This is a genomic window from Hydrogenophaga sp. IBVHS1 (genome assembly GCF_002127265.1).
Lineage (GTDB): Bacteria > Pseudomonadota > Gammaproteobacteria > Burkholderiales > Burkholderiaceae_C > Hydrogenophaga.
The window spans coordinates 2,631,926-2,652,584 of the sequence record NZ_NFUU01000001.1; the positions used below are offsets into that span (position 1 = coordinate 2,631,926).

Sequence of the window (20,659 nt, forward strand, 5' to 3'; positions counted from 1 at the left end):
TGGTCTTGTCGAATCGGGTCCTGGTGCTTCGTCGTGAAGATGTGGACCATGCCACCATCTTCAAAGGAGTTCAACATGAGTGCAACCCCCACCACGGGCACCGTCACGCTCCACCGCGTGTTTCCAGCACCGCCCGAGCGCGTGTACCGCGCTTTCCTCGATCCCGATGCCATGCCCAAGTGGTTGCCGCCACATGGCTTTACCGGTCGCGTGCTGGAGATGGACGCTCGCGTGGGTGGGCGCTACCGCATGCAGTTCACCAACTTCAGCAACGGCCAGTCGCATGCTTTTGGCGGCGAATACCTGGAGCTGGTGCCGAACGAGCGCATCGTCCACACCGACAAGTTCGACGACCCCAACCTGCCTGGCGAGATGCGCGTCACCCTCACCTTCAAGGCGGTGTCGGTGGGCACCGAACTGCGCGTGGAACAGAGCGGCATTCCCGCCGTGATTCCCGTGGAGGCGTGTTACCTGGGCTGGCAGGAATCGCTGCAGTTGCTCACGCTGCTGGTGTCGGCAGAAATTCCGGCGGAGTAACACCACCCGCCCCGGCGAGCGCCTGCAAGCGCTGGTGCGCCTCGCTGTCGCGGTTGAGCGGCGAACTGAGCCGCATGCCCATATACCGCTCACTGAACAGGTCAAACCACGCGGCCAGCACATCGGCAGCGTGCGTTTCGCCCGCGAGCGCCAGGCACAGCGCGGCCACTTCAGCCGTGCAGAAATGGCCGGCGTTCGCGGAACGGCGCAGTCGGTAGCTGGACACCACATCTTCCGGGTGCAGGCTGAGCACGGGCAGGTGCTCCAGGAACGGGCTCTTGCGGAAAATCTTGCGGGCCTCGGACCAGGTGCCATCGAGCAGCACAAAAAGCGGCTTGCGCGCGGGCTGCGCGGACAACGGCAGGTCTGAAGCAGGCAGCAGCGCCGTGACCACCCGCTCCGGCTGAACAAATTCGCCCGGAAACACCACATAAGGTTGCCACTGGGGATCGGCCAGCAAGGCCAGCAAACCGGGGTCTGCCGACGTGCGAGACCAGCCGAAGGCCCAGGTGTCGGCCACCACGTCGGCCACCAGCCAGCCGGTGTTGGTGGGCTTGATCGCTTCGATGTCGCCCATGATGAGACACATACCGGCGCTCGTGGGCACGGTGGGACGCGAGGCACACAGGCAGTGGCTCGCGATCAACCGGCAGCCTGCACAGCGCACCAGCCCCGAGCCTCGCGCCAGATAAGGCTTTGCGCTCACGGCGAGGCGGGCCGAGCGCTGGCGAGAGACCGCGTGGGTGGGCGCAGCGGTGGGCAGGGCAAGGGGTACCAGGGTCATGCCGCAAATGTAGGTGCTTTGCGCAGGCCTTTTACTTACTTGTCTGGGCCCAATTCACACCAAGGCATCACCCACGGTTGCGGCCAGCCGGTCAATCGCCCGCTTCGTCGGTCTGAGCGGTGCCACTCATCGAGGCTGACGCATGATTCCCGTCCATCACACACGCACCAAACGATTTCCGCGCTACATGAGCAAGACGAAGAAGCCGGCCCGCCGCCGGTCCAGCCGACGCAGGACCCCACCCCTACTGGCCAATGGCGTGGGCGCCACCGCCGCCGGCATGGCGCTGTGGCTGCTTTCACTGGTGATGGAAGCGCGAGGCCTGCCGCCGGTTGCCTCCAAGGCCCTGCTGGCACCCGCCTGGATGGCCATCGGCATCGGCATTGCCCTGCTGGTGCTGCACATGCTGGAGAAACGCCGCACCCAGGCCGAGGCCGACATGCTGCTGCGCCAGCACTCCACGTTCCTCGAACCCATGCCCAGGCTCAAGCCGCGAGCCAAGGAGCAAACGAGAAGCCATCGATCGTCATCGCAGGGATCGCTGGCTGGGAGAGGCTGAAAAGCGGCGAAGACGCGCACCTTTCCACACGGTGCAGGCGTGCTCCACTGAGTGCTGCCACTAACCCTGTCAATGTGTGCAATAGGTCCAGGGAAGCCCATCTCCCGGCCACCATAATCCGCGCATGTCAATTTCCGAGATCGCCGTCTGGTCGGCCATGCTGGGGGGGTTGCTGACCCTTGCGGCGCTGGCGTTTGCCGACGTGGTGGGCAGCCGCACGCGTGGCTCCGTGCGCAACCTGCTGTTTGTGCTGGTCACTGGCGCGAGCTGTGTGGTCATTACCGGTTTGCCGGAGGCATTTTTTCCGAACCTGCCCAAGCGGCTGATGATGGTGCTCAAGGTCGGCCTGGGCCCCAGTGCGGGTGCGATGGCGTTGTATTTCCTGGGCAACTGGCTCGGTGGCGTGCGCGAAGACGCGCTGATGCACCGGCTCACCGCCTGGGGTGCTTCGGTTGTTCTGCTGGCCACCTTGAGCCTGGTCGCCATTGCCACGCAAGCGCCGCTGGCTGAATTTCGCGTGCTGCTGCTGGCGGCCGCGGCGGTCAATCTGGTTCCGGTGTTGCTGGCTTTCATGGCGGTGATGCGGGCCACCAAGCTGGGCGACCCGCTGGCGCGATGGATGCTGCTGGCCATCGGTTGCCTGGCGATGATGGCGACGGGTCTGTACCTGCGCGGTCTGGAAGTGCCCGGTCTTGGTCTCGGTGCCTGGGCACTCACGGCATCGGTCACGCTGATTTATTTCCTCATGGCTTCGGTGCCGGGCCTGCTGCGCAACCGGCACAACCGCGAGCTCACGCGCCTATCGCGCTTGCAGCAAGGTGCCGATTCCGCTACGGGCCTCCCCACGGGCTCTGCCTTGCTGGCCCAGGTGGAGCACGCCTTCTGGCGCACCGCCCGCCGGCATGGCGAGTGCACCGTGGTGTGTCTGTACGTGAGCAACCTGTACGAGCTGGCGGAAACGGCAGGCCCGGGCGTGGAAGGCCAGATTCTGGTCACGCTGGCCGCGCGCATCCGGCGCGCCGCCGGGTTCCGCTGCGTGGTGGGTCTCTACCACCCCCGGTGCTTCGTGGTGGTCACCACGGCCGACAAGCACCAGACCCCGGTGCCCGAGATGCTGACCCACCTGCGCGGCGCGGTGTCGCACCCACTCACGGTGATGGACGAGAAGAAGTCGCGTCAGTTGTTCAGGCCGCGCCTGGGCCTGGGCGTGGTCACGCTGGACCCGGAAGGCGTGAACCCGATGGACGTGCTCAACGACGCCGAGCGCCACGCCCTGGCCAAGGTGCTGATGCCCAGCCGTCTGATGGAAAACGACATCGAGACGGTGCCGATGCAGTTGAGCTGAGGCAAGCGCGGTCGATTATTTCTGCACCGGGTTGGCCGTCAGGGCATTGGCCGGGTAGGCTCGCATGAATTCGCCGGCTTTGCCGGGATGGGCGCCAAGCCAGGCTTCAAAAGAGCCATCGTTCAAGATGGCCACCATGCGCTTCTCGCTGCCCGGTTGCTGATACCGATGCATCAGCGCGTGGCTGTTGGCGTTCACTGTGAGCAGGCAGTAGCTCACGATCACATCCCCATCGGCACCGCGCCAGCTTTCCCACAGACCCGCCACGCCCATCGGCCTGCCGTCCACGCGGGCAATGCGCGTGGGCACCGCTTTGCCGCTGCGAAAGTCGTCCTCGCGAAACGACATCATGGGCACGATGCAGCGCTGCGCGCCCAGCCAGGCGCCTCGAAAATTGTTCGACGTGGTCACGGTTTCCGAGCGGGCATTCACCAGCTTGGTCGAGCGAAGCTTGGCGTCGGAAGCGGACTTCACCCACGGTGGCACCAGGCCAAACTGCCCCACCACAAGCTCGCGCTGCGGTGGTCCTTCGGGTGCGGCGCCTTCCGGGGTCGGCGCCTGCGCCACTCGGCGAATGAACACGCCTGGACGGCGAGGCCACACGTCGCGCCCTGGGGCCACTTCGGGCTTGTCCACATCAAAAGCTTCGCGGTAAAGGGTGTCAGGGGCCAGACTTTCATAGTGGGTGCTCATGAGGGCATGCTAGCCGACCACCGCCGGGAACCCTGAGCAACTGCTTACGCTCCATCCTTTCATCGCCGCAACCCACTGCCACCACCATGCTTGCCAATCTCAAGGATCTGTTCGACCACCTCACCGCCAGCCTCACCTCGCAGGCTGGCACACAGGCGCCCGCCGAGCAGATGCACACGCTGCAACTCTCCACGGCGGTGCTGCTGGTGGAGGTGATGCGTGCGGAGCCCAATCTGCAGGACAGCGAACGCGATGCGGTGCTGACCGCGCTGCGTCGCAAATTTGCGCTGAGCGACGACGAGCTGAAGCGTCTGCTGGAACTCGCCCACGAAACGGCCCGCACCGCCTACGACTACCAGCGCTTCACCGCACTGATGAACGAGCGTTTCACACAGCAGCAGAAAATCGATGTGGTCGAGGCCATGTGGGAAGTCGCATTTGCCGATCACCACCTGGACGCCAATGAGCACCACGTGATCAGCAAGGTGGCCGGGCTGCTGCACGTGACGCATGGCGAGTACATCGCCGCCAAACTGCACGCTCAGGAAGCTCTGAAACCGCGCGCCGAAGGCCACTGAGCGCAGCCCCACAATTGGGTACGCAACTTTGCGCGACTGGCGCGGGCGGTTTACGCAGGCGACACAGACGGGGAACACGATGGAGGCTCACCAACCCCCAGGAGTTACCTCCATGAAATCCCGAAACCTTGTTGTCATTGCTGTTGCAGCCGCCACCCTCGGCATGAGCACCCTGTCGTTCGCACAGGGGCCTTTCAATGGGCCGCGACACGAGGCCCCCAGAATCATCAAGGTCGACGACCGTCGTGACGACCGGCGTGACTTCCGTGAGGACCGTCGCGATTTTCGCGAGGATCGGCGCGACGACCGCCGTGACTTCCGGGAAGAACGCCGCGAGGACCGCCGCGATTTCCGGCACTCGCAGAACATGCGCTACTACAACGCTCGCGGTCCGGAATTCCGTCGCGGCCACTACATCCCGCGCGAATACCGCAGCCGTCAGTATGTGGTGACGGACTACCGCGCGCACCGCCTGTCTGCGCCTCCGCGTGGCCAGCAGTGGGTGCAGGTGGGTGGCGACTATGTGCTGGTGGCGATCGCCACGGGCATCATTGCGCACCTGATCCTGAACCGTTGACCATGGCCGGGGTCCGGGCTTCTCTGCGATGATCTCGGTCAGCGCAACTCCCGGTCCCCGTCTGCCATGCAACGCCGTAACTTTTCGCTTTCCCTGATCGCATCCCTCTCTGTGCTGGCCGCCTGCTCGAAGCAGGAAACCGCCAGCCCCGCCGCCCCTGCGGCCACCCCCATTGCACCGGGCCAGGCGCTGGAAGCCCTGGCCAGGGAGGGCAAGGGCTTCACGGTGGGCGCGCTGATGAGCGCCAACACGGTGTATGTGTTGTTTGACCCCCAGTGCCCGCATTGCGCGCACCTGTGGCAATCGTCGATTCCGCTGCAGGGCAAAGTCAAATTCACCTGGCTGCCGGTGTCGCTGCTGAACGCCAAGAGCCTGCCGCAGGGCGCCGCGATCATGACGGCGGCCAATCCGGCTGAAACCATGAACACCCACGAACGCGAGTTGCTGGCCAACGGCGGCGGCATCTCGGCATCGGCCAGCATCCCGCCAGAGGTGGAGGCCGCGATCAAGAACAACACCGCCCTGCTCGATCGACTGGGCGCCACCTCGGTGCCCTTCGTGGTGGGGAAACATCAGGGCAGCGGGCAGGTGGTGAGCCAGGCCGGGTCCATGAGCACGCAGGCCCTCGCCCAGTTCCTTGGCATCGGCCCTTGAAGCACGAAGAGCTCGAATAAAACGGCCGTTTTGTCGCTTACCATCGCCGGATCGAGCCGCGCGTCGCGGCTGTCATTGGAGGTCTCATGGGCAAAGAACAGCGCAACGAAAAAATGAGCAAGAAACCCAAGAAGGACACCTCGGCGCCCAAGGGCCCGGCCACCTCCGACCGCCCCGTGCCGCCGGTAACCTCCGTCCTGCCGAGGGGCAAGGAGAAGAACAAATGAGCGCCACCGCATGAAGGCCACCTGGAACGGGGTGGTGGTCGCAGAAAGCGACGACACGGTGGTGGTGGAAGGCAACCATTACTTCCCCGAAAGCGCGCTCAAGCGCGAATTCGTCACCTTCAGCAACCACCGCACCAGCTGCCCCTGGAAGGGTCAGGCCAGCTACTACTCGCTGCTGGTCGATGGTGAACTCAACACCGACGCCGCCTGGTACTACCCGGACCCGAAACCCGAAGCCGACATGGTGCGCGGGCGCGTGGCGTTCTGGAAGGGCGTGAAGGTCGCGGCCTGAAGCAGGACGCGGTCCGGCTTCAGGCGCCTTCGCTCCCCAGTTTGCGCAGGCGGGCCTGCCACTGGGCCACGCCAGCGTCACCGAGCTTGTCCACCATGCCGATGAGCGTTTCGTGGATCGGCCCGAATCCCACGAATCCCAGAATGTTGCGCTCCAGCGATTTCAGGCTGTGCGCACGGAAATACCAGCGGTAGGCCAGCGCGGGCATGCCCATGGTCACCACCACGCGCGCCGAGCGCCCCGACAGCGGCTTGTGACCAAACGGCTTGGCGCCCTCGGGCCCGACCGCAAAGCCCGGGCGTGCCACCTGCTCCAGGTAGCCTTTGAGCAGGGCGGGCATGTCGCCCAGCCACAGCGGAAAAAAGATCACCACATGCTCGGCCCACGAAATGTCTTCCTGCGAGGCTTTCAACGTGGGCGGCACTTCGCCATGGAGCCAGTCGGCGGCTCGCATCAGCAGGGGAAATTCAATGGCGCCCACCACCACGCGCCGCAGCGCATGCCCACCCTCTTTGGTGCCTTCGGCGTAGGCGTCGGCCAGGGTCCGGTTGAGGTGCGGCCCCTGGGCATCGGGATGGCCTTCAATGAGCAGGATGCGGCGGACCGGGTTGGAGGACATGGCAGGCTCCTGTGAAGATGCCCGCATGCTCGCATCCGGTGCCGCGCCCGGCGTTGACGAGGATCAAAGCGGCATCAACGCCGGTCGGGCTTGCGCGCCTTAGGTGCGCGCTCCTTTTTGCGCTCCTGCCGAGCGGCATCGGCTTTCAAGCCCGCGCCCAGCCACCGGGTGAATTCCTCGGGGGTCTCCAGCGTGATGCGTCCCAGCGTGCCGCTGCGGAAATCGGCGATCAGCAGCTCCGCCGCCTTCTGGGCGTTCACCGCCCCGCCGCCCGCCAGCGCGCCGCGCTTGCGGCCAATGGCATCAAGCAGCTCGTCGTCGTGCAAGGCGCCAATGGCGTCCGGGCTCAAACCGAGGCGGTACCGCGCTTCCAGCAAGGGGGCATACACGTGCTTGAGCTTGGCCAGCAGTTCCAGCGCCACCTCCTGGTCGTCGTAGGCGTTGCGGCCCACGGCACCACTGGCGGCCAGGTTGAAGCCGCTTTCGGGCACCACAATTCGCGGCCAGAGCATGCCGGGCGTGTCGAAGAGGTAGAAATCGTCGGCCAGGGCAATGCGCTGTTCGTTTCGGGTGATGCCGGCTTCATCGCCGGTTTTGGCCGAGCGCTTGCCCATGAGCGTGTTGATGAGCGTGGACTTGCCGACGTTGGGAATGCCGCAGATAAGCACCCGCATGGGTTTGACCATGCCGCCGCGCAGGGGCGCTAGCTCGAAGCAGGCAGCGATGATGGCGCGCGCCGGGGCGGTGACGCTCGCATCCAGCGCGATGGCGCGGGTGTTGGGCAACGAGTTGTAGTGCGCCAGCCAGAGCGCGGTGCGTTCGGCATCGGCCATGTCCTGCTTGTTCACCACCTTCAGCGTGGGCTTGCCGCTGGTGAGCTCGGCCAGCAACGGGTTGGCGCTGGAGCCCGGCAGGCGCGCGTCGAGCATTTCGATGACGACATCAATGTCCTTCACGCGCTCGGTGATCGCCTTGCGTGTCAGGTGCATGTGTCCGGGAAACCACTGAATACTCATGGCGGCGATTGTGCCTTGGTGTAACTCCCGGGTCTGGCCGCAGTGCCCGTCCCTACAATCGTTTCCACTTCAACACCCCGCAGAGGCGCCTCATGAGCATCACCGTCAAGATCGACCTGGGCTACGAATTCGACGTCAAGGCCAAGGCGGCCGAGGTGTTCGAGGTGCTTTCAAACGTGCCGGAGTCGGTCAGCCACTTCCCCAAAGTGGACAAGCTCACCGATATGGGGGACGGTGTCTACAAGTGGGAAATGGAGAAGGTGGGCACGGCGCAGGTCAATATTCAGACCATCTACGCCAGCAAGTACGTGAGCGACAAAGCCCGTGGCACCGTGAAATGGACGCCGGTCAAGGGCGTGGGCAACGCCCTGGTCGGCGGCAACTGGAAGATCGTGGACAACAAGAAGTCCACAGGGCTCACACTGGCCATTCAGGGCGAGATCGAGGTGCCCTTGCCCGGCCTCATGAAGATGGTGGTGGCACCTGTGGTGGAGAGCGAATTCGAGAAGCTGCTCGAAAAATACATCGCCAACCTCATCAAGCGCTTCGGCGGCGAAGCCTGAGCGTTCCTCAGGCAGCGAGGTGCTGCTTGAAGAAGGCCAGGGTTCGATCCCATGAAAGTCGGGCGGCCGCCGCATCGAAGCGTGGCGTGGTGTCGTTGTTGAAACCGTGCTGCGTTCCCGCGTACAGGTGAGCCGTGTAGCGCGCGCCAGCGGCCTTGAGTGCGGCTTCGTAGGCAGGCCAGGCGGCGTTGATGCGTTCATCGACCGCCGCAAAGTGAATCAGCAGCGGCGCCTTCACTTTGGCCGCCGCTTCCACCGGCGGGTGGTTGCCGTAGTAGGGCACGGCGGCAGCCAGGTCGGGCAGCTCGGTCGCCAGCATGTGGGCAATGCCACCGCCATAGCAGAAGCCCACCGCGCCGATGCGCCCGGTACCGTCGGGCCGGGCCTTCAGGGCAGCGGCCGTGGCCAGAAAATCCTGCCTTGTCTTTGCCTGATCGAGCTGGGCGAACAAGGCGCGCGCCTTGTCTTCATCGCCCGGGTAGCCGCCCAGCGGCGTGAGCGCGTCGGGCGCAAAGGCCAGGTAACCTTCCAGCGCGAGGCGGCGAGCAATGTCTTCAATGTGCGGGTTCAACCCCCGGTTCTCGTGCACCACCAGCACGCCTGGCAGGCGCCCGCCAGGCGGTGGCACTGCCGGTTGCGCCACATAGACCTTGATGGTGCCGTAGCCCTGCGGCGAGGCGACGTTGACTGTCTCGGTCTTCACACGCGGATCGCCGGCCGGAATCACCTGCGCATTGGCAAAGTCGGGGCTGAGTGCGGCCAGCAAGCCGGCGGCGGTGAGGCCACCCACGGCAAACTTCGAGGCCCGGTCCAGAAACGCCCGCCGGTCGATGTCGCCGTGCACGTAGGCGTCGAAAAGGATCAGCAGTTCCTGGTCGAAATCGGCCGCGGTGAGTCGGGGCATGAGCGTCTCCGGCGAAAAGCCGCAGGATAGCCGCGCAGGCCGCTCAGGGCCGATTCACCGTGCGGTGATGAGGGCTTCTGCCACCGCAGGGGCTGCTGGTGCAGCCTGTGGCCGGCCCAGGCGCGCTGGCGAGGTGTATTCCTGGCGGTAGATCTCGAACGGCATGGAGTCGGCCGCTTCGATGGCGCGCTGGTCTTCGACCGACTTGGCGGCCATGGCCTCGAACCGGCCCTGCTGCTTGGCGCTCCACTCCAGCGAAAGCAGGTGCTGGTGCGTGCCCAGCGACTGCGCCCTGGCGAACCCGAGGAATGAATCGCCATGGTCTTTTTGCATGGCCTGAAGCACGCGCGCCGAGGGCAGACGCTGCGGGTCGTGCAGCGCGGCGCGCGCCTGCTCCACCGCATCGGCATGCTCCACGCCGCCTTGCGCGCGGTCGAGCGCCGCCGCAATGGGCACCAGCTGGTCGATGATCTCCAGCCCCCACTGCACCAGCGGCACCGCCTGGCCTTCGCGCAGCAGGTCGAGCCCCGGCTCGCGGCCGCGGGCGGCGGTGAGGTGCTGGTTGTGGGCGAGTTCGCGGATTTCGGCCGGCGTATCGGGCGGGCTGTCGGAGAGCAGGCAGTGCAGCAGGAACACGTCGAGGAAGCGCAGCGTGGTGGCGCCAATACCGATGGGCTCGAATGGATTGAGGTCCATCAGCCGCACCTCGATGTATTCCACGCCGCGTTCGCGCAGCGCATGCAGCGGGCGTTCGCCGGGGTAGATCACGCGCTTGGGGCGGATGGTGCCGTAAAACTCGTTCTCGATCTGCAGCAGCGTGGTGGCGAGCTGGTTGTAGTCGCCCCCCGGGTTGCGAATGCCGACCGCTTCGTAGGCGGGCCAGGGCCGCGTGAGCGCATCGTGCAGCGAGGCGGCGTAGCCTTCGAGGCCGTTGTAGCTCACGGCCAGCGTGGCCTGCGCCTCGCTCTGGTAGCCCAGCCGGCCCATGCGCAGCGAGGTGCCGTGGGGCATGTAGAGCGTGCCGCCATTGCCGAGCTTCTGCAGCTCGTGCTGGCGGCCTTCGACGAAGCTGGAACACACGGCTGGCGAGGCGCCGAACAGCGTGAGCAGCAGGAAGGCATGGCGGCGGAAGTTGCGGATGAGCGAAAAATAGCCGTCGTTGTCGACGCCGGGCAGCGACCAGTTGTAGTGGATACCCGAAATGGTTTGCATGCGCCGGCCATAGCGGTGACCCAGGCCCATGCGGTAGACGCTCTTGGCGCGGCCGACATTGGACGATCCGTAGCGGCCGAGCGGAATGGTTTCGTCGGTGGGCAGGCCGCACGGCATGCTGGAAGCCCAGAGCATCTCGTCGCCGGCCATGCGCAGCGAGCGCACGGTGTACTGGTGCACTTCCGTGAGTTCGGTCAGGCAGGACTCGACACTGGCGTGCACGCCGGTGATGAGCTCGAGCTGCGACTCGCTGTAGTCGGTGGTGATGTGCGGGTGGGTGAGCGCGCTGCCCAGGGCCGCGGGATGCGGGGTGAGGGCCAGGCGGCCATCGGGCTGGGCACGCAGGCTTTCCTTCTCAAGGCCGCGCCGCATGCCACGCAATTGCTCAGCCGTGAGCGTGTCCAGCCGTTGTTGAAAAGGGGTCATACAGGCGTCTTGAATCGGGTCCGGGGCCGGAAGTTAACACGGCTGGCCCAATTCTGCTGGCAACACCTGGATCGGCTCTGTGGTAGGGGGCGCATCGGCGCGGGGGCGCAGCAGCCAGGCGTCGACGGCCGCGGGGTCATTCACCAGGCGCAGCTCATCGAAGGCGGCCTGGGCCTCGGGGTGGCGGCGGCGCAGCAAGTTCAGCCATTGCTTGAGGCGCCCGGCGCGGTGCCGGCGCTCCACCCGCACGCTCACCCGCTCCCAGAACACGGTCAGCAGGGGCTCGATCTGCCACCAGGCCACAACGCCCTGCCCCCGGATGGCCAGCGCAAGGCCGGGATCGCTCACCATGCCGCGACCGATCATGAGCGCGTCGCAGCCGCTGACTTCGCGGCAGCGCAGCGCATCGGCCACGCTCCAGATCTCGCCATTGGCGATCACCGGGATACGTTGAGCGGCGGGCAAGGCTTCGCGCACCTGCGCAATGCGTTCCCAGTAGGCGGGCGGCCGGTAACCGTGCGCCTTGGTGCGGGCGTGAATCACCAGTTCGTCCGCCCCCGCCTCGGCAATGGCCTGCGCACAGGCCTCGGCCACCAGGTCGTCGTTGAAGCCCAGTCGCATCTTGGCTGAAACCGGCACGCCCGCCGGCACCGCGCGCCTCACCGCCGCCACGATGCGGCCCACCAGCTCGGGTTCGTCCAGCAGCACCGCGCCGCCCCGGCTCTGGTTCACGGTCTTGGCCGGGCAGCCGAAATTCAGGTCGATTCCGGGGGGATTCAGCCCGGCCAGCCGGGCGGCATTCTCGGCCAGGCACGCGGGGTCGGAGCCCAGCAGCTGCGGGCGTACCGGCACACCCGCGCGGGTGCGTCCGCCATTGAGCAGCTCGGGCACCACGCGCACAAAAGCCCGCTCGGGCAGCAAGGTGTTGGTCACGCGGATGAATTCGCTCACGCAGCGGTCGACCCCGCCCGTGCGCGTGAGCACATCGCGCAGGGTGGCATCCAGCAGACCTTCCATGGGCGCGAGCAGCAACATGCGGGTATTTCACCACGAGGTGCCTCCACAGCCGGGCCGAGCCGCGCTACCATGGCCACCTCATGCCCCACGAACCCCGCCTGACCCAGGCCCTGCGCGAACTGCTGGCGCGCCAGCGGGTGGGGTCGCTTGGCACCTTGGGCATGGACGGCGCGCCGTGGGTGTCGCTGGTGCCCTTTGCGGTGGACACCAGCCTGCGGGTGATCGTGATTCACGTCAGCGCGCTCGCCTCGCACAGCGCCAACCTGCGGCGTGAACCGCGCGCTTCTTTGCTGGTGTCGCAGGCCGAGGTGGCGGGTGAGCCGGTACATGCCCTGCCCCGCGTCATGCTGGTGCTGCAGGCGCAAACGCTGGAGGCCGGCGGCAACGCCGAAAAGAGTGCCTGCGCAGCCTACCTGCTCCGATTTCCCGAAGCCACGCACATGACCACGCTGGGCGACTTCAGCTTCGTCGCCCTCACGCCGCTGGGCGCGCGCCAGGTGGCCGGCTTCGGTGCCGCGCGCAGCCTGGAGGCGGACGAAGTGGTGCGCGCGCTCGGGCCGCCTTCGTGACCCTGCAGGTCGTCCATGAAGACGACGCCCTGATCGTGCTGGACAAACCCGCCGGCCTGCTGGCCGTGCCCGGACGCGGCCCCGACAAGCAGGACTGCCTGAGCGCCCGAGCCCAGGCACGCTGGCCCGACGCGCTGGTGGTGCACCGGCTGGACATGGCCACCTCGGGCCTGATGGTGATGGCGCGCGGGCTGGCGCACCAGCGCACGCTGTCGCGCGCCTTCGAGACGCGCCAGGTGGACAAGCGCTACACCGCCGTGGTGGCCGGGGCATTGCTCAACCCCCTGCCCGACAACGGCTGGAACCTGATTGACCTGCCCATCACCGTGGACTGGCCGAATCGGCCGCGCAGCATCGTGAGCCACGAGCTGGGCAAACCCAGCCGCACGCGCTGGCGGCTCGAAGCCGAACAAAGACCGGCCGCGCACGCAGGCATCACAACCCGGGTAGAACTGGAACCGGTCACGGGCCGCACACACCAGTTGCGCGTGCACCTGCAGGCCATCGGACATCCGATGCTGGGCGATGCGCTGTATGCAAACGCACAGCAGCAGGCCCTGGCCGAGCGCCTGCTGCTGCATGCACACTGGCTGCAATTGCCGCACCCGCTCGATGGCCGAAGCATTGAATTCCACAGCGCCTGTCCCTTTTGAATGGCACCCATGACGACGACCACCCGACACCTCACCATCCTCACCGGCGCCTCGCGCGGCATGGGCCTGGCCATGGCCATGCAATTGCTCGCGCCCGATCGGCATTTGCTCTGCATTTCGCGCCGCGCCAGCGACGAACTGGCCGAACAGGCCAGCAAGAAGGGCGCGCGCCTCACGCAATGGACGCAGGACCTGGCCGACACCACCGGATCGCGCCAGCGCCTTCAGGCCTGGCTCGAAGGGCTGGACCCCCAAACGCTGCAGAGCGCCACGCTGATCAACAACGCCGGCGTGATCCCGCGCATCGGCCCGCTGGATGACTGCCCGCCCGAAGACCTGGCCAATGCCCTGCGTGTGGGCCTGGAGGCGCCCATGCAGCTCACGGCCGCCTTTCTGCACGCTACCGGAGCGTGGGTGGATGGTGGCTGGCGCGGGCCGCGCAAGGTGCTCAACATTTCTTCGGGCCTGGGCCGCAACGCGATGGCCGCGCAGGCACCCTACTGCGCCGCCAAGGCCGGCATGGACCACTTCACCCGCTGCAGCGCGCTCGACGAAGCGCAACGCGAGCACGGCGCGCGCCTGGTCTCGCTGGCACCGGGCGTGATCGACACCGACATGCAGTCGCAGTTGCGCGCGGGCGACCCGGCGGCTTTTCCCGACCGCGGTCGATTCGTGGACTTGCAACGCCAGGGCCAGCTGGCGTCGCCAGACGCTGCCGCGCAGCGCGTGCTGGGCTGGCTCGATCGGGCCGACTTTGGCGAAAAGCCTGTGGCCGACGTGCGCGACTGAAGGAGACCTCAACATGACCACGAGCCTGATCACCCGGCGCCGGTTCACCGCTGGCAGCGCGCTGGCTTTGTCCACCGGGCTTGCGCCAGCCCAGAGCGCGGGCGAAGGCTTCTGGACCCTGCTGCGCGAGGGTGGCTGCGTGGTGCTGATGCGCCATGCGCAGACCGAACCCGGCGTGGGCGACCCGCCGAATTTCAAGCTCGGCGAATGCGGCACGCAGCGCAACTTGAGCGAGGCCGGACGCGAGCAGGCGCGCCGGGTCGGCGCGGCCTTCATGCGCGAACGCGTCAAGCTGGACCAGGTGCGCTCCAGCGCCTGGTGCCGCTGCGTGGACACGGCCATGCTGGCCTTCAAGGAAAACACCGTCTGGCCACCGATCAATTCCTTCTTCGGCGGCGAAGGACGCGACAGCCAGACCCGCGAGGTGCTGGCCGCCGTGCAGGGCTGGAAGGCGCCGCGCAACCTGGTGCTGGTGACGCACCAGGTCAACATCACCGCCCTCACCGGTGAGTACCTGGCCATGGGGGAGGTTTTCGTCACCCGGCCAGATGCCGGCCGGCTGCGTCTGCTGTCTCGCCAGACCTTCTGACGCAGGTCAAGCCGGCGCGGAAAGCTGCGGGTAGGATGGCTGGCGAACCCCTACCTTCAACAAATGGAGAACACCTCATGAGCAGAGAAGTCGTTGTTGTCAGCGCCGTGCGCACCGCCATCGGCACCTTCGGCGGCAGCCTGAAGGACCAGCCCCCCACCGAACTCGGCGCGCTCGTGGTGCGTGAATCGCTCGCTCGCGCGGGCGTGGACGGCAAGGACGTCGGCCACGTGGTGTTCGGCCATGTCGTCAACACCGAACCCAAAGACATGTACCTCTCCCGCGTGGCGGCCATCAACGGCGGCTGCGCCGAAGGCACGCCGGCGTTCAACGTGAACCGCCTCTGCGGTTCGGGCCTGCAGGCCATCGTCTCGGCCTCGCAAAGCATTCTGCTGGGCGACACCGACATCGCCATTGGCGCCGGTGCCGAGAACATGAGCCGCGCGCCCTTTGCCAGCCTGAACATGCGCTGGGGCGCGCGCATGGGCGACACCAAGATGGTGGACATGATGACCGGCGCGCTGCACGACCCCTTCCACGCCATCCACATGGGTGTGACGGCCGAGAACATCGCCGCCAAGTGGGGCATCAGCCGCGAAGATCAGGACAAGCTCGCGGTGGAAAGCCACAACCGTGCGCAGCGGGCCACCGAAAGCGGTGTCTTCAAGGACCAGATCGTGCCGGTGATGCTGAAGAGCAAGAAGGGCGATGTGGCCTACGCCACCGACGAGCACTTCCGACCCAACGCCACGCTGGAAGATCTGGGCAAACTGAAGCCCGTGTTCCTGAAGGAAAACGGCACCGTGACCGCCGGCAACGCCTCGGGCATCAACGACGCCGCCGCTGCGGTGGTGCTGATGGAAGCCGGCGCCGCGAAGGCGCGTGGCGCCAAGCCGCTGGCGCGACTGGTGGCCTACGCCCACGCGGGCGTGGACCCCAAGTACATGGGCATCGGCCCGGTGCCGGCCACGAAGATCGCCTTGCAGAAAGCCGGCCTTACCGTGAACGATCTGGACGTGATCGAGGCCAACGAAGCCTTCGCCGCCCAGGCCTGCGCCGTCACCCGCGACCTCGGCCTGGATCCGGCCAAGGTCAACCCCAACGGCTCGGGCATTTCGCTCGGGCACCCCATCGGCGCCACCGGCGCGTTGATCACCGTCAAGGCCATCCACGAATTGCACCGCATTGGCGGCAAGTACGCGCTGGTCACCATGTGCATCGGTGGCGGCCAAGGCATTGCGGCGATCTTCGAGCGGATCTGAACGCCAGCGCGCGCCATGGCCATCGACCCGGCCGGCTAGGCGCGCAGGCCTTCAGGATCATGAACGACGATGCCGCAGGCGGTGACCGCAATCAGGCCGCGGCGTTCCAGCCGCTTGAGCGAGGCGTTGACGTGCTGGCGTGAGTAGCCGATGAGCTCGCCGAGCTCGGACTGCGCCATGGCGAGCTTGATGCGGTTGGCCGTGCCTCCGGGATGCATCGGCTGGCCATGTTGAGACCCCAGCTCCGCGAGCCGTTTGGCCATCAAGGTGTCCAGCGGCAGGTAGCGGGCATCGCAGACCTCTTCTCCCAGACACTTCACCTGGTGAGCCAGCACGGTCAGCATCGCCTGCGACAGTTGCGGCCACTGATTCAACCGGCGCTGCAGCTCTGTTCGCCCCAGGAACAGCAGCGTGACGGCGCGATGCACATGGGCATCGCATTCCTGCGTCCCCAGAAAGAAGCCGGAGGCGCCCACCAAGTCCCCTTCGGCCGCGTACGCCAGCGTCCGCCGCCGCCCACCCGAAGCCCGGCTGAGGCGCACGTAGCCGCTGGCACAAAGCCACAGGCCTTCAGCCCGGTCGCCAGATTCAAAGAGCCGATGCCCTGCCGGAAGGCGTATGGCCACGGCTTCATGCAGCAGCTCATCGCACATGGATGGCGGCAGGTTCGACAGCCAGCCGCGACTCCGCACGGCCACGCGGGTTGCGTAATTCAGCACGTTGAAATGCCCTGTCACTCCACCGCCAGCTTCGCCGATTGCCGGTCGGCGTCCAGCACCAGCCGTCCCGGCCAGGCCGGCCAGCGGGTCCCGAGGATGGCGGTGTTGGGGTCGCCTGCCCGGGCAAATGCACCGAGGCTCTGCATCATGCGTTGCGACAACGCCAGTCGGCCGGGCTCGTTGGCGCGGCTGAAGGAGATGTTGGCGTAGAGCGAAGACCCGAAGTTGCCGAAGATGAACGGCAGATCAAAACTGTGGGCCGCGCCATAGACCACATCGAACGGCGGCGGCAGTTCGTCCCAGTCGAAGCGGTAGTGCCACACCTCGGGCTGGCGGGCCTTCAGCGCGTTCAGCACGTCGTCGCGGAAGGCGAAGAACCAGATGCGGTCGAGCTCGGCGATGCGCGCATTCAGGCCGGTGGTCGGCGCACTGACGGGCAGGTACTGGGGCGGTATCCAGTCTTCAATGCGTGTAGTTGGCGCCGCGTCCGGCTGGTAGTTGTGCACCAGCTTGAACACCGCGGCGTCATCGAGCAGGCGGCCGCTGGTGCCCCCGAGCGCAGGCCGCAGTGCCAGCAGGCTGGGGAACAGCTTGCTCTCGTCGCGCGTGTTGCCCGACAGCACTGGTACCTTCACGTACTGCCCTTGGCGAATGGCGGCAATGGGGTCGGCCGGCACCACATGGCCATCGGGAATCGGGTTGGCGGCGGCCAGGCCGAGCGGTGTCAGCCGCGTGCGCACCGTCGTCAACAAGGCATCGGGCGACTGGCTGCGCAGGTAGGCGGCGAGTTGCTGTGGCGTGCGCGCGGCGATGTGGGCTTCGGCGGCCGCCCGGTCGGCCACTGTGCCGTCCGCAATCAGGGAATGGATCAGCAGCGCGTTGCCGCGCGTGGCCCACACGCTGCGCGGCAGGATGGTGGCGAACGAGCCCGGCGGCAGCGAGGCGGCCGAGGAAATGCCGCCGCTGAGCGCAACCAGCCGCTGGAACAAAGGCGCGGGCCTGGCCACCACCATGGGCGAGGTCAGCAGCGCATACACATTGACCGCCCCGGCCGATTCGCCCATCAGCGTGACCTTGCCCGGGTCGCCACCGAAGCGCGCGATGTTGCCCTGCACGAACTCCAGCGATTTGACGATGTCCAGCAGCGCAAAGTTGCCCGAGTCGGGCGCGGCGGCGCCGGCTTTCAAGGGAGTGAGATCGAGGAAACCGAAGATGCCGAGCCGGTAGGCAACCGACACCACGATCGAGCCGGTGCTGCGGGCGAGCGCGGCGCCGTCGTAGACCGGGTCGGCGGTGTAGCCGGTGATGTTGCTGCCGCCGTGCACCCAGACGATCACCGGTCTGGGGCTGGCAGACGCCGCAGCAGGCGCCCAGATGTTGAGGTAGAGGCAGTCCTCCGAGCCGAGTGTCTGGCCGAGCGTGCTGCCGATGGTGGCGTCGTAGCGGTTGTTCAGGCCCGGGCCATACAGGCGACCGGTCTGCACGCAGGCCGGCGCGAACGCGGTAGCCGCGCGCGGCGTCGTCCACGCGGGTGGATCCACCGGCGCCTGCCAGCGGCGTTCGCCCACCGGTGCGGCCGCAAAGGGAACACCCTTCCAGCTGAGGGTGCCGTTGGCGGCTGAGTCGTCGGCGCCGATCACCGGGCCGAACGTGGTCTGGCGCTGCAGGCCGGCGCGCTCGGCGAGCGTGTGCGTGCAGGCATTGAGCATCAGCAGCGCGCCGATGACAAGGGCAAGGCGGGTGAAGGCGGTTGTCATGGGGGGCTCACTCGATCTGGATGTTGGCCTTGCGGATCACGTCAGTCCACTTGCGGGTTTCGACGTCGATGAACCGGGCGAACTCCGGGCCTGGCGCGCCACTGGCTTCGAGGCCAATGTCGAGCAGCTTCTGCTTGATGGCGGGATCATCGAGCGCGCGCAGCAGGGCCGGCTGCAGGCGCGCCACCACCTCCGGCGGCGTGGCGGCGGGCACCATGAACCCGTACCAGCCGGAAGCGACCACGCTGGGGAAACCTTGCTCGCGGATGGTGGGTGCCGATGGGTACAGCGGACTGCGCGCTTCAGAGGCCACGCCGACAACGCGCAGCTTGCCCGCCTCGATGTGCGGCAGCGCCGAGCTGATGGCGGTCAGCGTCGCATCGATGCGTCCGCCCAGCAATTCGGAATACGCCATGGCGTCGCCCCGCATGTGCACGTTCACCCCCTGCATGCCCGCATCCCGCAACAGCAGCTCGGCGGCCAGGTGCGGCTGCGAGCCGGCCCCGGGCGAGCCGAAGTTGAGACCACCCGGGCGCGTCTTCGAGTACGCCACGAGGTCGCGCACTGTCTTCACCGGACTCTGCGCATTGACGATCAGGAACAACGGCGCATGCATGGCCATGGCGATGGGCCGCAGCTGATCGCGCTGGTAGCTCAGGCCCTTGCCGTACAGCGCCTCGGCGGTGGCGTAGGGTGCGGCGACGTACAGCACGGTGTAGCCATCGGCCGGTGCGCGCGCCACCATTTCGATGGCCACGCGCGTGCCCGCGCCCGGCTTGTTTTCCACCACGATCTGCTGGCCCAGTTCCCTGGCGAGGTATTCGCCCAGCACGCGCGCCGAGAGGTCACTCGCACCCCCGGCGCCGTAGGGAGAGATCAGCTTCACCGGCCGCGACGGCCAGTCGGTCTGTGCATGGGCCAGAAGGCCCGAACCGGCAGCCACACCGGCCGCCAGCGTGACGAGCACCGTGCGGCGCTGGAGCCCTGCAGCTTGGAATTTCGGGGAAGGTCGGCGATGGTTTGTCATGCATGTCTCCTGTTTGAAGTGTCGCTGGATCGGACCCGATTCACCCTCGTCGCAAGGGCGGGTACGGGAACTGGAACTCAAGGTGCCGCCGACGGGGCTGATAGAGCCGAAGCACCACGTAGAAGTCTTCTCCCGGCGGGGCCGGCAGCCAGTTGTGCAAGGGACCGGGGTCCTGGGCCTGAATGCGGATCGACAAGCTGCCATCGCCGCCGGTCAGAAGACCTGGCAGGCGGTCGCCCACCGAGTAGCGGTGAATGGGATTGGCCACCAGCAAGCAATCGCTGCGTCGGTACAGGGTGAGCGACCAGAAGGCGTCCACCTCGGGTGTGGCACCGGGCGGGAACCGCAGTTCGTAGGCGTGCGAACCGTTCAGGGTTTCACCATCGGCGTCCACTTCTGCGGTGGGGTACATGGCCTCTTCGATGCCGAGCGCGCCGATGAAATTGCGTGCCACGCGGGCACGAGTGTCTGTATCTGCACCCCAATGCGTCCGCACTGCAACCGGCAGCGCCCAGCCACCGCCGAGCGCATGCGGCTGCACCTTCTGGCGGAGTTCTTCAAACACGGCGGGCAGTGCGGCCGCCAGCGCGTGTTCTTCCACAGGCCAGCACAAGGTCTCGCCCTTCGGCACCGGATTGCGCGCCAGCGCCTCGTCGACCGTGGCGCGGTAGAGTGCTGCGGTGGGCGTGGCCACCGAGCGACCGTCCAGCCGCGTGTCCACGCGCATCGCGGCGTCGCCGCCGTCCACGCGCTGCGCCCCTATGCGGCGCTGCAACGCACCGGCCTGCTCCAGGTTGCCCGGCGTGTCGTCCACCAGGATGCGGCCGATCACCCACACGTCGTCCCCCGGCGAAGCGATCACGTTGTCCACGTCTGCGGGCACGTTGCCTTTCCATGCCGGGCCGTGCACCAGGGTGCGCTGGGGACGGTTGCCGGTGGTGCGGCGACCCACGTAGGCAAACGGGTTGGTCCAGGCGTCGAGCAGGCCGAGAGTCCAGTAGCGCGTGCCCATGTCGGGCGTGTCGATCACCACAGGGCCTTCGGAGAGGTCGAGCCAGGCGTTGCTGAAGACGGTGTCGTTGTTGGGGCTGACCACCTCGCGGTCGTCCGGGCCGATCCGGCGGTGGGTGTGGGTGAACTGGTTCACCCAGCGCTGGCGGGAAGCGCGGTCCTCGCTGGCGAAACCGAGCACCGGATGGCGCCGCGCCGTGGTGGCGGCGCGCATGCGCATCATCTCGAACAGCGGCAAGGTCTGGATCACGGCGGCGCGCGCGGGCAGGGTGGCATTCAT

At 66.9% G+C, this 20,659-nt stretch carries 25 protein-coding genes; 14 read left to right on the forward strand and 11 right to left on the reverse strand.

The annotated features are described in order from the left end of the window. Positions 1-75: 75 nt before the first annotated feature. Positions 76-537 (forward strand): SRPBCC family protein, encoded by a 462-nt coding sequence (locus CAP37_RS12690; protein ID WP_086124493.1) that lies wholly within the window; start codon positions 76-78, stop codon positions 535-537. On the opposite strand, the gene CAP37_RS12695 is transcribed toward CAP37_RS12690, so the two are convergent. Then, positions 500-1,321: a tRNA-uridine aminocarboxypropyltransferase gene (locus CAP37_RS12695; RefSeq protein ID WP_086124494.1), complete on the reverse strand. Its 822-nt coding sequence runs from the start codon at positions 1,319-1,321 to the stop codon at positions 500-502. The two genes, CAP37_RS12690 and CAP37_RS12695, sit on opposite strands and share 38 nt — an antisense overlap. A gap of 142 nt (positions 1,322-1,463) precedes the next feature. Here CAP37_RS12695 and CAP37_RS12700 point away from each other — a divergent pair, with 142 nt between their 5' ends. Beyond that, positions 1,464-1,880: a hypothetical protein gene (locus CAP37_RS12700; protein WP_086124495.1), complete on the forward strand. Its 417-nt coding sequence runs from the start codon at positions 1,464-1,466 to the stop codon at positions 1,878-1,880. Positions 1,881-2,004: 124 nt separating this feature from the next. Then, entirely contained in the window at positions 2,005-3,225 is a 1,221-nt protein-coding gene (locus CAP37_RS12705) for a diguanylate cyclase (RefSeq protein WP_086124496.1), read from the forward strand. A 15-nt stretch (positions 3,226-3,240) separates the two neighbouring features. Here the strand turns inward: CAP37_RS12705 and CAP37_RS12710 are convergent, their stop codons facing one another. Next, positions 3,241-3,918 (reverse strand): SOS response-associated peptidase, encoded by a 678-nt coding sequence (locus CAP37_RS12710; protein WP_086124497.1) that lies wholly within the window; start codon positions 3,916-3,918, stop codon positions 3,241-3,243. Positions 3,919-4,004: 86 nt separating this feature from the next. Between CAP37_RS12710 and CAP37_RS12715 the strand changes: the two genes are divergently transcribed. From CAP37_RS12715 to CAP37_RS12730, 5 genes are all read left to right on the forward strand, one after another. Further along, a complete protein-coding gene (locus tag CAP37_RS12715; protein ID WP_086124498.1) occupies positions 4,005-4,496 on the forward strand; it encodes a TerB family tellurite resistance protein in 492 nt (163 codons plus the stop codon). 112 nt (positions 4,497-4,608) lie between these two features. Continuing rightward, positions 4,609-5,073 (forward strand): RcnB family protein, encoded by a 465-nt coding sequence (locus CAP37_RS12720; RefSeq protein ID WP_256926960.1) that lies wholly within the window; start codon positions 4,609-4,611, stop codon positions 5,071-5,073. Between the two features lie 66 nt (positions 5,074-5,139). Further along, a complete protein-coding gene (locus tag CAP37_RS12725) occupies positions 5,140-5,727 on the forward strand; it encodes a thioredoxin fold domain-containing protein (protein WP_086124499.1) in 588 nt (195 codons plus the stop codon). A gap of 86 nt (positions 5,728-5,813) precedes the next feature. After that, positions 5,814-5,954: a hypothetical protein gene (locus tag CAP37_RS21725; protein WP_179190201.1), complete on the forward strand. Its 141-nt coding sequence runs from the start codon at positions 5,814-5,816 to the stop codon at positions 5,952-5,954. Positions 5,955-5,964: 10 nt separating this feature from the next. Next, positions 5,965-6,246 (forward strand): DUF427 domain-containing protein, encoded by a 282-nt coding sequence (locus tag CAP37_RS12730; protein WP_086124500.1) that lies wholly within the window; start codon positions 5,965-5,967, stop codon positions 6,244-6,246. Positions 6,247-6,265: 19 nt separating this feature from the next. On the opposite strand, the gene CAP37_RS12735 is transcribed toward CAP37_RS12730, so the two are convergent. Together CAP37_RS12735 and ylqF are read right to left on the reverse strand one after the other, a co-directional pair. After that, positions 6,266-6,865, reverse strand: a complete 600-nt coding sequence (locus CAP37_RS12735) for an NAD(P)H-dependent oxidoreductase (protein ID WP_086124501.1) — start codon at positions 6,863-6,865, stop codon at positions 6,266-6,268. A 74-nt stretch (positions 6,866-6,939) separates the two neighbouring features. Continuing rightward, positions 6,940-7,881: a ribosome biogenesis GTPase YlqF gene (gene ylqF, locus CAP37_RS12740; RefSeq protein WP_086124502.1), complete on the reverse strand. Its 942-nt coding sequence runs from the start codon at positions 7,879-7,881 to the stop codon at positions 6,940-6,942. A gap of 92 nt (positions 7,882-7,973) precedes the next feature. On the opposite strand from ylqF, the gene CAP37_RS12745 reads away from it, so the two are divergent. Continuing rightward, a complete protein-coding gene (locus CAP37_RS12745; RefSeq protein WP_086124503.1) occupies positions 7,974-8,444 on the forward strand; it encodes an SRPBCC family protein in 471 nt (156 codons plus the stop codon). 7 nt (positions 8,445-8,451) lie between these two features. Here CAP37_RS12745 and CAP37_RS12750 read toward each other — a convergent pair whose 3' ends face one another. From CAP37_RS12750 to CAP37_RS12760, 3 genes are read right to left on the reverse strand one after another with little or no spacing between them, the layout of a single operon-like run. Then, complete coding sequence (locus CAP37_RS12750) at positions 8,452-9,348, reverse strand: dienelactone hydrolase family protein (RefSeq protein WP_086124504.1); 897 nt, start codon at positions 9,346-9,348, stop codon at positions 8,452-8,454. A 54-nt stretch (positions 9,349-9,402) separates the two neighbouring features. Further along, positions 9,403-10,986, reverse strand: coding sequence for a glutamate--cysteine ligase (gene gshA, locus CAP37_RS12755; protein ID WP_086124505.1), 1,584 nt, complete (start codon positions 10,984-10,986; stop codon positions 9,403-9,405). Positions 10,987-11,019: 33 nt separating this feature from the next. After that, positions 11,020-12,021, reverse strand: a complete 1,002-nt coding sequence (locus CAP37_RS12760) for a tRNA-dihydrouridine synthase (protein WP_086124506.1) — start codon at positions 12,019-12,021, stop codon at positions 11,020-11,022. Between the two features lie 62 nt (positions 12,022-12,083). Here CAP37_RS12760 and CAP37_RS12765 point away from each other — a divergent pair, with 62 nt between their 5' ends. From CAP37_RS12765 to bktB, 5 genes are all read left to right on the forward strand, one after another. Beyond that, positions 12,084-12,572, forward strand: a complete 489-nt coding sequence (locus CAP37_RS12765) for a HugZ family protein (protein WP_086124507.1) — start codon at positions 12,084-12,086, stop codon at positions 12,570-12,572. Then, positions 12,569-13,225, forward strand: a complete 657-nt coding sequence (locus CAP37_RS12770; RefSeq protein WP_086124508.1) for an RluA family pseudouridine synthase — start codon at positions 12,569-12,571, stop codon at positions 13,223-13,225. The genes CAP37_RS12765 and CAP37_RS12770 overlap by 4 nt, the downstream gene beginning before the upstream one ends. Positions 13,226-13,234: 9 nt before the next feature. Continuing rightward, positions 13,235-14,014 (forward strand): SDR family NAD(P)-dependent oxidoreductase, encoded by a 780-nt coding sequence (locus CAP37_RS12775; RefSeq protein WP_086124982.1) that lies wholly within the window; start codon positions 13,235-13,237, stop codon positions 14,012-14,014. 13 nt (positions 14,015-14,027) lie between these two features. Next, entirely contained in the window at positions 14,028-14,603 is a 576-nt protein-coding gene (locus tag CAP37_RS12780) for a histidine phosphatase family protein (RefSeq protein WP_086124509.1), read from the forward strand. A 77-nt stretch (positions 14,604-14,680) separates the two neighbouring features. Next, positions 14,681-15,865: a beta-ketothiolase BktB gene (gene bktB / locus CAP37_RS12785; RefSeq protein WP_086124510.1), complete on the forward strand. Its 1,185-nt coding sequence runs from the start codon at positions 14,681-14,683 to the stop codon at positions 15,863-15,865. A 35-nt stretch (positions 15,866-15,900) separates the two neighbouring features. Here the strand turns inward: bktB and CAP37_RS12790 are convergent, their stop codons facing one another. Genes CAP37_RS12790 through CAP37_RS12805 form a run of 4 tightly spaced genes read right to left on the reverse strand, consistent with a single transcriptional unit; the run spans position 15,901 to position 20,659 of the window. Then, complete coding sequence (locus CAP37_RS12790; protein ID WP_143435937.1) at positions 15,901-16,584, reverse strand: Crp/Fnr family transcriptional regulator; 684 nt, start codon at positions 16,582-16,584, stop codon at positions 15,901-15,903. A gap of 14 nt (positions 16,585-16,598) precedes the next feature. Continuing rightward, entirely contained in the window at positions 16,599-18,341 is a 1,743-nt protein-coding gene (locus CAP37_RS12795) for a carboxylesterase/lipase family protein (protein WP_086124512.1), read from the reverse strand. Between the two features lie 7 nt (positions 18,342-18,348). Next, positions 18,349-19,368: a tripartite tricarboxylate transporter substrate binding protein gene (locus CAP37_RS12800; RefSeq protein ID WP_086124513.1), complete on the reverse strand. Its 1,020-nt coding sequence runs from the start codon at positions 19,366-19,368 to the stop codon at positions 18,349-18,351. A gap of 40 nt (positions 19,369-19,408) precedes the next feature. After that, on the reverse strand, positions 19,409-20,659 hold the full coding sequence (locus CAP37_RS12805; RefSeq protein WP_086124514.1) for a DUF1254 domain-containing protein: 1,251 nt from the start codon (positions 20,657-20,659) through the stop codon (positions 19,409-19,411).